Below are 10,221 nucleotides of genomic sequence, written 5' to 3' on the forward strand. Positions count from 1 at the left end.
CAATGGGGGCAACCGGTGCCGCCCAGCGCAGACGTGACGGTGGATCGGCCCCGTGGTCGGTGGTCGGACTGACGGTCGTGTTCGTCGTGGTGGCCCAGGTCCAGTTCGCCATCGCGGTCGCGGAGTCGGTCTGGTGGCCGGCCGTGGTCGGGGTGCTGCTGCTGGCCGCGGCGGTCGCGTTCGTGAAGACGGCGCGCAGGCTGAGGCTGGACGAGAGCGACCTGTACACCGCGCCGCCCGAGGTGGCCAAGCCGCTTCCGGTCGAGCACTACGAGAGCCACGTCGACGCCGACGGCAGCCTGGCCCGCGCGGTGGGCGAGGTCGTCCACGCGTCGCGGCGCTGGAGGGCCTGACCACGAACTCGCGGAGACCGGGCCTCGACGAGGCCCGGTCATCTCGCCGTGACCAGGGGTTCTCGCTTTCTCCGTACTCCCTCGCGCCGATCTCCGTACCGCTCCACGGATGTCCCGCCCCGCACCCCGCGGCTGGAATGTCGACGTCACATTCCGAACCACGAGGGGGACACGGATGCGGAAGCTCTCCGCTCTGCTGAGCACAGGACTCATGGCGGGCGCGCTGCTCACGACGACCGCCGCGGCGCACGCCGCCCCGGCGGTCACGACCGTCATCACGCAGGACGTCAGCGACGTCGACTCCACCGAACCCAAGCCCGCGACCGCGCACTGCCCGCCGGGCATGGTCGTGACGGGTGGCGGGTTCTCCACCGCGACCGGCGTCGGCAACGACGGGTCGGTCGTGATGGACGAGCTGATCATCAGGGACACGTTCGTCACCGGCACCGCCTACGAGGACGCCAACGGCACGTCGAAGAACTGGGGCGTCACGGTCATGGCCGTGTGCTCCACGCCGTTGCCCGGCTACGAGATTAAGCTCGGGCGCAGCACGACCCTCGGCTCGGAGCACGAGAAGCCGGCCGTCGCGACGTGCTCGCCCGGCAAGGTCGTCGTCGGGGGCGGGTTCGCGGTCACCGGTGCCGCGGGGGACGTCGTGGTCGACGAGCTGCTGCCGACCCGCACGCAGGTCTTCACGAAGGCCTTCGAGGGCAAGGCGGGCACGACGAAGAACTGGTTCCTCGACGCCTACGCGGTCTGCGCGTTCGAGCCGCAGGGCTGGGAGATCGTGAGCAAGGGCGGCCCGATCGACTCGTTCGCCAAGATGACCAGCTTCGAGTGCCCGGTGGGCAAGCGGGTGCTCGGGCCGATGTTCGACCTGACCGGGTCGCTCGGGCAGGCCCACATGATGTCCCTGCTGCCGAGCGACTTCCCGGACCACGAGGTGTCGCTGGGTGCGCTGGAGGACGACGACGGCACCCCGAACTCGTGGGGCCTGAACAACTGGCAGGTCTGCGCCAACTGAGTGGAGGAGCCTCGGGGCACGTGCTCCGGGGCTCCGTCGCGGATCATGGAAACGCTTGCCGCGTCAGGGAAATCCATCGACCCCAGGGGTACGGGCCTGTCACGATGGCGTGCATGACCCCTGCGACCACGACCGGGCGGCGGGACCGGGAGATCGCCTTCGCGCTCGACCGGATCGGCACGCGCGGAGTCCTGGTCACCGGGGAGCCCGGTGCCGGCAGGACGTGGGTCGCGCGGGCCGTCGCCGCGGCGTCGCGCCGGGAGGTCCGCTGGGTCGTCGCGACCCGGACCAGCCGGTCCATCCCGTTCGGCGCGCTCGCCGCGCTGCTGCCGCCCGACCTCACCGACCCGCACCCGGTCCCCGTGCTGCACGCGCTGCGCCGCGCGCTCGGGCCGCGGTCGTTGCTCGTCGTGGACGACGCCCACCTGCTCGACGAGGCGTCGGCGACCACGCTGCTGGCGCTCGCTCCGGAACTCGGTCCCCGGCTGGTGGTCACCGCCCTGCTGCCCGGACCGGACGCGGTGAACGCCCTGGCCAGGGACGGGTTCCTGGACGTGCTGGCGCTCGAGCCGTTCGGGCGGGAGGACGCCGCCGGGGTGCTCGCGGACCGGCTCGGCGGCGAGGTCGCGCCCCGCACGGCCGACCTGCTCTGGCGGTGGAGCCGCGGCAACGCGCGGGACCTGGCCGAACTCGCGCGGCACAGCGCGTTGACCCGGCTCGACGGCGTGTGGATGTGGCGTGGTGACACCGCCGCCCCTCCCGTCGCGGCCCAGCCGGTCACCGGGCTCTCCGCCGCGGGCGTCGAGGCCCTGTGCGCGCTGGTGCTCGCGGAACCGGTGGCGGTGGACGTGCTCACCCGCGTGGCGTCGCCGGAGGGGTTCGCCGAGATCGAGGAACGCGGCCTGGTCGACGGGGCGGCGGGGATCGTCCGGCCGCGGCACCCGATGCTCGCGGCCGCCGCCGCACCCCACCTCACGCCGTCGCGGCGCCGCCGGCTCGCGGACCGGCTGCTGGCCGCCGACCCCGGCCCCGGCCGGGAGCACCTGCTGCTCGACTCGGGCGTCACCGATCCCGCCGTGCTCGTGGCGGCCGCGCGGACCGTGCTGCTGGACCGGCCGGAGCTCGCCGTGCGGCTAGCCGATCGCGCGGTGCCCGCCGATCCTGGTCCTGCAGCTGCACTCGTGCTGGCCGACGCCCACGCGGAGAGCGGTGCGCGGGACGAGGCGTGGAAGGCGCACCGCGTTGCGGCCCACCGGGTCCGGGACGACGCGGACCGCCTGGCCGTGCTGCTCACGGAGGCCTCGCTGACGATCTGGTGCGACCGCAGGCCGTCGGCCGCGGTGGCGTTGCTCGACGACGCCGTGGTGCCGGACCGCTTCCGCGCCGACGTGGACTCGGCGGCCGCGGTGGCGGCGTTGTTCTCGGCCCGTCCCGCCGATGCCCTGCTGCGCGCGGAGAAGGTGCTGACCGGCGACCCGCCGGCGACCGCGTGGGGGCGAGCGATGCTGGTCAGCGCCGCGGCCCTGGTGATGGCGGACCGGCCGGGAGAGGCCGCCGAGGCGATGGCCGCGCTGACCGCCGCGTCCGACGTGTCGCCGTACTACCGGGGGCTCGCGCGGTCCGTGGCGAGTCTGCTCGGACCGGACGTCGAGGCGCCGTCCCTGGCACGGGTGCGCGAGGCCCTGCTCGCGCAGAGCGGCCGGGGCGCGTTCCGGTCCGAGGTGACCGCGAACCTCGTCGTGGCCGAGGCCGCCGCCGGGGTCGCGAGCGCCCGTGAACCGGACGAGGTGGCGGTGCTGCCCGCGCTGGCCGCGTGGGTGGCCGCCGCGACCGCCGCCGTCCGGGGCGAGCCGGCGGCGGAGCTGTACCTGGCCGCGGCCCGCGAGGCGGAGGAGGCGGGATCGGTGCGGTGCGCGGTCTACTACCTCGCCGCGGCGGCCGAGCACGGAGCCGTCGCGCAGGCGGCCGGCGAGCTCGGCGACCGGTCGTTCGAGGCACCGGAGACCCGGGCCCGCGCGCTCGGCGTCCGGGCGCGTGCCTCCCGGGCGGTGCCCGACCTGCTCGTGGCGGCGCAGGCGCACCGCGACGCCGGGATGCCGGTGCAGGCGGCGAAGTTCACCGAGCTGGCGCAGACGCGGCACGGGCTCACCCGGCGCGAGCTGGAGGTCGTGCGGCACGCGGCCAGGGGCCTGACGGACCGGGCGATCGCCGACGCGCTGGTGGTGTCGGTGCGCACGGTCGAGAGCCACCTCGCCGCCGCGTACCGCAAGCTCGCGATCACGTCGCGGCAGGGGCTCGCCGGCCTGTTCACCTGAGGTGCGCACAATGGCGGCCATGCCGACGTCTGCCGAGTGGCTCGCAGTGCGCGCCCACCTGCTGCGGAACCGCCACGCGCTCGCGGTGGAGGCCGTCGCGGAGTACCCGGACGTGCCCAGGGTCGCCGACACGCCGCTGCTGACCTCCCCGGACTGGATGCCCGCCACGCCGGTGCCGCTCGCGGAGCTGACCCTGGAACTGCGGGAGTCGCCGGAACTGCCCGCACTGCCGGTGTCGGCCGTGCCCGACGGGTTCGGCGGCTACTCCGCCGCGATGGCCGCACTGGCCGCCCCGGTGGTGTTCCAGAACCGCGAGACCTACCGGCTGCTCGGCTTCACCGGGCGGCACCTGACGTTCGGGCTCGGCAGCTACTTCGACGGCATCGACGTGGGCGAGGCCTGCGCGCACGAGTACGCCGGACGGGTCGGCGGGCTCCCGCTGCGGACGGCCGTCGGCGACCCGCGCGACCCCCGGCGCAGGCCGGTCAACGTCGCCGTCTCGACGCTCACCCTCCGGCACGACGAGGTGTCCGGCGAGGCCACGTTCTACCTGCACTGGCGGGACCCGAAGCGGGTCGGGCACGCGGGCGGCATGTTCCAGGTGCTGCCGGTGGGCGTCTTCCAGGGGTCGTCGCCGGCCGACTTCTCGTTGTGGCACTGCATGATCCGCGAGTTCGCCGAGGAGATGCTGGGGGTGGAGGAGATCCACGACGCGGACTACGCGACGTGGCCGTTCGCACAGCGGCTCACCGACGCCGCCCGCGTGTTCTACCTCGGCATGGGCGTGGACCCGCTGACGTTCGCCACCGACATGCTGACGGTGGCGGTGATCGAGGCCGCGCGGTTCGACGAGCTGTTCGGCGACCTGGTGGCGCACAACGACGAGGGCCAGGTGCTGCGCGGACTTCCTTTCACCGCAGAGAACATCGACCGGTTCGTGCACCGCGAACCGACGCAGGCCGCCGGCGCCGCGCTGCTGTCCCTGGCGTGGGAGCACCGGGCGGAGCTGCTCAAGCCCTGAACGGGTTCGGCAGGAACGCCCACCTCGTGGTCGCCGGGTCCAGCCGCATCAGGGTGAGCGGCTTCGCGGGCAGCGGGTCGTGCAGCAGCGCGTGCCGGTCCGGGGTGTCCGGGACCGCCTTCGCCACCACGGCCCAGAGGTCGGCGGCCGGGGCGTCGAGCGCGTCGACCAGCCCGGTGAGGGCGGTGGCGAAGAACGTCGCGAACGTCTTGGCGCGCAACGCCTCCGGGCTCGCGTGCAGCCGGGTGGGCAGGGCGGCGCGCGGGCTGACGCGGATGTCGGCGAGGTCGCGGTAGATCACCCGGCTCGGCCTGCCGTCGACCAGGCCGACGACGAGGTTCTGCTCGTGCGCCTCCAGGGCGATGCCGCGCGCCAGCAGTGTCATCAGCGGCGGCACGGTCAGCTCGGCGAACTCGGCGAGCCAGCCGAGCGGGTCGGTGATGGGCGCGCCGCGCAGCGCGGCCAGGGGCAGCAGCGTCTCGCCCTCTCGCGGGACCGGCTTGTCGCGCAGGACCACGCCGAGCCGCCGGTCGGGGGCGCCGTCGGTGAGCACGGCGGCCGCTGCCCGGTTGGGCTGCAGCTCGATGCCCTCGACGGCCCCGGCCAGGAAGTCCGACACCGTCGTGGCGGTGGTGATCGACTCGCTCGAGATGTCCCGCACGGCCGAGGTGATCTGGGCGCTCAGCGTGGTCTTGACGTGCCAGTCGCCGGCCGAGAGGGTGCGCAGCGCCATCAGCGGGTGCGCGTCGATCGTGCCGGCGCCGCCGACGCCCAGGCGGTCGGCCTGCCAGGGGTGGACGGGCAGGAGGAGCCGTCCGCCGTCGCGGAGCTCGTCCGGCCAGTCGCCGAACACGACGTGGTCCGCCGCGGGGTGCAGCCGCAGCGGGACGACCGGGCGGTGCTCCGGGCCGTACGCGAGGTGGTCCGCGGCGGTGAACCCGGTGCGGTTGCGGCAGCACGGGTGCAGCGGGTGACCGTCGACGACGCTCTGCTCGTGCTCCTCCAGCGACCTCGTCGCGAACGGGGTCGTGAGCGGGTCCGTCGTGCGGGACAGGGCCAGTCCGGCGACGCTGTGGGCGACCTCACGGACCAGGTTCTCCGACCGCGGCCAGCGCAGTGCGGTGAGGAGGTCGACCGGATGGGTGAACCCGGCCGGGTCGATGCCGACCTGCGGCAACGGTTCGACGGCGATCGCGCGGCGCAGGCGCGCGAGAATGGCCGCGCGGGCTCCCGGCAGCGCCGCGATGAACCTTTCGGCGCGATTTCCGTCCAGTGCGGCGGCGAAAGCGGACTCGACCGGCGTGTGCGTCAGGATGATCTGATCTTGACACATCGCCAGGGGAAAGCGGACACCGGTGGAAGCGATCACTGATCCCGACGGCATCACCTCGACGGCCCTGCTGAACTGCCTGCGCCGGGAGGTGGGGGAGTGGGCGGGCGGCACGCTCCGGCTGCCCCGCAGCGGCACGGTGCTGCGCGCGCGGGAGGGTCGCTGGCTGTCGGACCCCGAGGTGTTCGCCGGGACGTGGCAACCGCTGTCGTGGCACGAGCTCGCCGTGCTCGTCACCAAGGAGCTCGGCGACCCGCCGGTCGGGTTCCTGGACGAGATCGCGGGGTCGCGGTCGGCGATCGCCGCCGTGCTGGACGCGCGCGGCACCCCGCCCGCCGACCTCTACCAGCGCTCCGAGCAGGCACTCGTCGCGGGCCACCGCTACCACCCGGCGCCGAAGGGCCGCGGCAACGTGCCCGCGCGGGAGTGGCTGCCGTACTCGCCGGAGGTGCACGCGAGCTTCTCGTTGGCGCAGCTGGAAGGCGTGTTCTCGGACGACGGCGAGGTGCCGTTCACCCCTGGCGTGCTGCCGGCCCACCCGTGGCAGCTCTCGTTGCTGGGGCGGGAGAGCGCGGCGGCCGGTCCCGAGGTGTGGCCGACGTCGTCCGTGCGCACGGTCTACGACCCCGCCGCCGACCTGTTCTACAAGTTCAGCCTGGACGTGCGGATCACCAACGACGTGCGCCGGCTGTGGGCGCACGACCTGCGCTGGATCCCGCCGCTCGCGCGCCTGCTGAGACCGGTCTTCGCGGACATCACCGAGGTCTTCCCCGGCGCGTCCTTCCTGATCGACCGCGGCTACCGGACGTCGCCGGAGGAGTTCGAGGGCCTCGCGGTCGTCGTGCGCGACGGCCTCCGCCCGCACCTGCTGCCCGGCGCGACCCCGTTGCTGGCGGCCGGGCTCAGCGAGGGGTTCGACGGCAATCCGTTGGACGGCCTGGACTCCTCTGCTGCCCTGCGGTGGTTCCGGCAGTACGTCTCCGTGGTGGTGCCGCCGGTGCTGCACGCTTTCTTCGCCCACGGCGTCGTGATGGAGTGCCACCTGCAGAACGTCCTCGTCGGCGTGGACGCCGGGGGAATGCCCGTGCAGGCGATCTTCCGCGACCCCGAGGGCATGCGGCTGCTGCCGCGCCACGCCGACCTGTTGTCCTCGATGTCCTCGATGGACGGACCGGACGGCGCGCGCGGCGTCTCCGAGGCCAAGGGCTGGGAGCGGCTGCGGTACTGCCTGGTCGTCAACCACCTGATCGAGATCGCGGGCGCGGTGCTGGCCCGGCACCCCGGGCTGGACGTGTGGGAGGAGGCACGGGCGGTCTTCGCCGCCTACGCGCGCGATCACGGCTACTCGCAGGCGCAGTCGTTGCTGGAGGACAGGTTCGTGCCCGCGAAGGCCAACCTGCTCCTGCGGTGGACGCGCGCGGAGGGCGCGGCGAGCCGGTACGTCGACTGCCCGAACCCGTTGTACCGCAACTAGTTCTGTTGCTCAGGTCAGCTCGGCGTCGTCCAGCACCAGCGGCCGCCAGGCGGTGGCGCCGGCACGACCGTGACCGGGGTCGACACCGACGAACATCCGCCCGCCGACCCGTACCCGCACGTGCCGCGCCTGCCAGTCGACCGTCGCCCGCTGCCGGACCCGCCCGTCGCAGGTCCACCTCTGGTCGCGGAAGTGCACGACCGTGGAGTGCCCGTGGATCTGCCCGAACGGCACGATGCCGCCGTACCGCATCCACGGCTCGTGCAACGCCGCCCCGGACTCGGCCCACAACGGCCCCGTCTCCGGGTCACGGCCGTGCGCGCCCATGCGCCAGATCAGGTCGGGGCGTTCGTTCAACAGGTCGGCGGCCTTGGCGGCGGTGGTGGGTTCACCCAGCTGTTGCCACGCCGCCAGCGTGAGGCCGGCGTGGGTGAGGAGGTACTCGTCGCCGCCTGCCGTGACGGCGGCGGCCACCCGCATGCGGCCGTCCGCCCACCAGGTGCGTAGCGTCTCTATGCCTTGCGGTGGTAGGGGATCGGGCCAGAAGACCTCGGCGCCGGGTAGGTACTGCGCCTCGTGGTTGCCGATCAGTTGCACCCAGCGTGGTCCTAGTCGTTCGGCGACTACGTCGAGGACGCCAAGGCTGTCCGGGCCTCGGTCGACCAGGTCGCCCACCTGGATCACCGTCAGTCCGGTCCCCAGTTCGGCCAGCGCCTGCCGCAGCAGGTCCGCGTGTCCGCCCACGTCTCCGATCACGGCGATCCTCGCCATGCCCCCACCCCCGTTGCCCGGGATCCACGCTACGCGCGGGATGGGAGCAGGGGCTGACCCGGCCGAGGTGCGTGTAGAGCACCAGGCCGGGGCAGGCGTTTGGTCGTGCTGCTGGCCGGGGCGCGGACGTCGGCCAGGAGGTGCCGCGTGCCGGGTCGGAGCGGCGCTCGACCTGGCCTTGGTGCCCGGCGGCGGCCACCGGGGTGCGAGCAGCGCTTGATCTCCCTTCGCCTCGGTGACCGGCCTCCACTGGCCCACCGGTCACCGAGTCCAGGCAACGCTCGGCCCCACCTCGTGCCCGGCGACAGCCGCCGCCGAAGCACGAAGGCCGGTCAGAGCAGGCGCTTGATCTCCCCGCGCGCCCGGTAGAAGCCGCCGCTCGCCGACGTGTGGATCTCGGTCACCAGGTACCGCGCCCCGGGCACCCGGATGTCCTTCGGGAACTGCACGGCGCGCGCCTGGTCGTAGCCCTCGGAGACCACGTGCACGCGCAGGCGGCCGCCCTCCTGCACGCACTGCACCACCACGCCGCCGGCCGGGACCGCGCTCGCCACCACGGTCTCCACCTCGGCCGTGGCCTCGACGCGCTGCCAGTGGTCGGCCTTGATGTCGTTGCGCTGCGGGAGGTCGCCCTGCTCGGCCGCGTGGATCGCGGCTGGGCTCGCGTCGATGCACGCCAGCGAGCCGTCGGTGGTGACGATGTAGAGCCGTTCGTCGCGGTACTGCATGGAGTACGCGGAGCCGCAGCCCGTGCCGAGCTTCCACAACCTCGTGCCGTCGGCCGCGAAGCAGTAGACGGACGAGTGGTTGTCGCCCGCGAAGACGTACTCGCCGCCCGGAGACGTGGCGCACGAGAACACCGCCGCGTCGCAGCGGTAGCGGGCGGTCTCGGTGCCCGTGGCGCGCGCTAACCGGTGCACCCAGCCTCGGCTCGTGCCCGCGTACACGGCGGCCGGTTCCTGCCAGCCGAACAGCACCGCGCCCGTGGTCTCGGTGTGCCACACGGGATCGCCGGTGCGGGCCGCGTAGTGCGTGACGCCGTGGGAGTGGCCGTGGAACACGCCTTCCGGTGCGTTCCGGACCATCCACGCGCTGTCGCCGCCGCTGCGCCTCGACCACTGGAACTCGTCCTCGTGGTCGACGATCGTGATGCCGCCCTGCCGGTCGGAGACGCCGAGCACGCCGTCGTCGATGTCGAGCCAGTAGATGTCGACGTCGCTCGCGATCTCGTACGCCACCCGCGGAACCTTGCCGCCCAGGTCGTACACGCGCCCGTCGTCGCAGCCCGCGTAGATCCAGAAGTCGTCGGCCACGATGCACTTCACGCCGTCCGGCAGGCCGTAGCGGCCGGTGACCTGGCCGTCGTGCGCCAGCGTGAACACGTCGCCGCGCTCGTTGCCGACCCACGCTTCGTCCTCGCCGATGAAGATGCCGAACGCGGGCGCGCCCGAGTGGAACCGCCACAGCACGGGAGCCTGCCGCGCGCTCGACCGCACGCTGGTGATCTCGCGGCGCGTGATGGCCCGCCGCTGCCGCTGCCCCTTGACCGCCGGCGCGTAGCCCTTGCGGACCTTCTCGCCGATCTTCTTCTGGGCCGCGCTCACGGCCTTGGCCTCGTCGGCGAACGTGGACTCGCGCGTGGAACCGCGCTCGCCGATGCGGCCGAAGGTGATCGTCACCTTCGTGCCCTCGACGACCACCTCGTAGAACTTGTGCGCGCTCCCGCTGGACTCCGACAGCTCCAGGTACGTGGTGGCAGCAGCCACGGTCTTTCCCCCTCGCGTTGATCAGCTGGAACGACCGTAGCAAGGGGGTCTGACAATTCCGGGACGGGCGGGGAGCCGGCTCCCCGCCCGGAGTCCTGGGCCGTGTCCCGGAAGTTCGTCCGGTGGCAGGCGCGGGCGAGAGCCCCGGAGGCGGGCGGAGCCCGGCG

8 protein-coding genes are annotated in these 10,221 nt (G+C 73.6%); 5 read left to right on the forward strand and 3 right to left on the reverse strand.

The annotated features are described in order from the left end of the window. Positions 1–2: 2 nt before the first annotated feature. From ABZX02_RS27630 to ABZX02_RS27645, 4 genes are all read left to right on the forward strand, one after another. Complete coding sequence (locus ABZX02_RS27630) at positions 3–353, forward strand: hypothetical protein (protein ID WP_355302135.1); 351 nt, start codon at positions 3–5, stop codon at positions 351–353. 175 nt (positions 354–528) lie between these two features. Further along, complete coding sequence (locus ABZX02_RS27635) at positions 529–1,377, forward strand: hypothetical protein (RefSeq protein WP_355302137.1); 849 nt, start codon at positions 529–531, stop codon at positions 1,375–1,377. A 113-nt stretch (positions 1,378–1,490) separates the two neighbouring features. Next, positions 1,491–3,692 (forward strand): helix-turn-helix transcriptional regulator, encoded by a 2,202-nt coding sequence (locus ABZX02_RS27640; RefSeq protein ID WP_355302139.1) that lies wholly within the window; start codon positions 1,491–1,493, stop codon positions 3,690–3,692. Between the two features lie 19 nt (positions 3,693–3,711). Then, entirely contained in the window at positions 3,712–4,713 is a 1,002-nt protein-coding gene (locus ABZX02_RS27645) for a hypothetical protein (protein ID WP_355302141.1), read from the forward strand. Here the strand turns inward: ABZX02_RS27645 and ABZX02_RS27650 are convergent. Continuing rightward, a complete protein-coding gene (locus ABZX02_RS27650) occupies positions 4,703–6,046 on the reverse strand; it encodes an IucA/IucC family protein (protein WP_355302142.1) in 1,344 nt (447 codons plus the stop codon). The two genes, ABZX02_RS27645 and ABZX02_RS27650, sit on opposite strands and share 11 nt — an antisense overlap. A gap of 22 nt (positions 6,047–6,068) precedes the next feature. On the opposite strand from ABZX02_RS27650, the gene ABZX02_RS27655 reads away from it, so the two are divergent. Next, on the forward strand, positions 6,069–7,517 hold the full coding sequence (locus ABZX02_RS27655) for an IucA/IucC family C-terminal-domain containing protein (protein ID WP_355302144.1): 1,449 nt from the start codon (positions 6,069–6,071) through the stop codon (positions 7,515–7,517). A 9-nt stretch (positions 7,518–7,526) separates the two neighbouring features. Here ABZX02_RS27655 and ABZX02_RS27660 read toward each other — a convergent pair whose 3' ends face one another. Beyond that, positions 7,527–8,288: a metallophosphoesterase gene (locus ABZX02_RS27660; protein WP_355302146.1), complete on the reverse strand. Its 762-nt coding sequence runs from the start codon at positions 8,286–8,288 to the stop codon at positions 7,527–7,529. 332 nt (positions 8,289–8,620) lie between these two features. Next, the gene (locus tag ABZX02_RS27665) at positions 8,621–10,054 is read right to left on the reverse strand and encodes a WGR domain-containing protein (RefSeq protein ID WP_355302148.1); all 1,434 of its coding nucleotides are present in this window, start codon (positions 10,052–10,054) and stop codon (positions 8,621–8,623) included. Positions 10,055–10,221 lie beyond the last annotated feature (167 nt).

The sequence above is a fragment of the Lentzea sp. NPDC003310 genome (assembly GCF_040610935.1).
GTDB lineage: Bacteria > Actinomycetota > Actinomycetes > Mycobacteriales > Pseudonocardiaceae > Lentzea.

Coding starts and splice junctions, on each gene's coding strand:
- ABZX02_RS27650 (WP_355302142.1), bottom strand. CDS start 6,046: ATGTGTCAAGATCAGATCATCCTGACGCACACGCCGGTCGAGTCCGCT.
- ABZX02_RS27660 (WP_355302146.1), bottom strand. CDS start 8,288: ATGGCGAGGATCGCCGTGATCGGAGACGTGGGCGGACACGCGGACCTG.
- ABZX02_RS27630 (WP_355302135.1), top strand. CDS start 3: ATGGGGGCAACCGGTGCCGCCCAGCGCAGACGTGACGGTGGATCGGCC.
- ABZX02_RS27645 (WP_355302141.1), top strand. CDS start 3,712: ATGCCGACGTCTGCCGAGTGGCTCGCAGTGCGCGCCCACCTGCTGCGG.
- ABZX02_RS27635 (WP_355302137.1), top strand. CDS start 529: ATGCGGAAGCTCTCCGCTCTGCTGAGCACAGGACTCATGGCGGGCGCG.
- ABZX02_RS27640 (WP_355302139.1), top strand. CDS start 1,491: ATGACCCCTGCGACCACGACCGGGCGGCGGGACCGGGAGATCGCCTTC.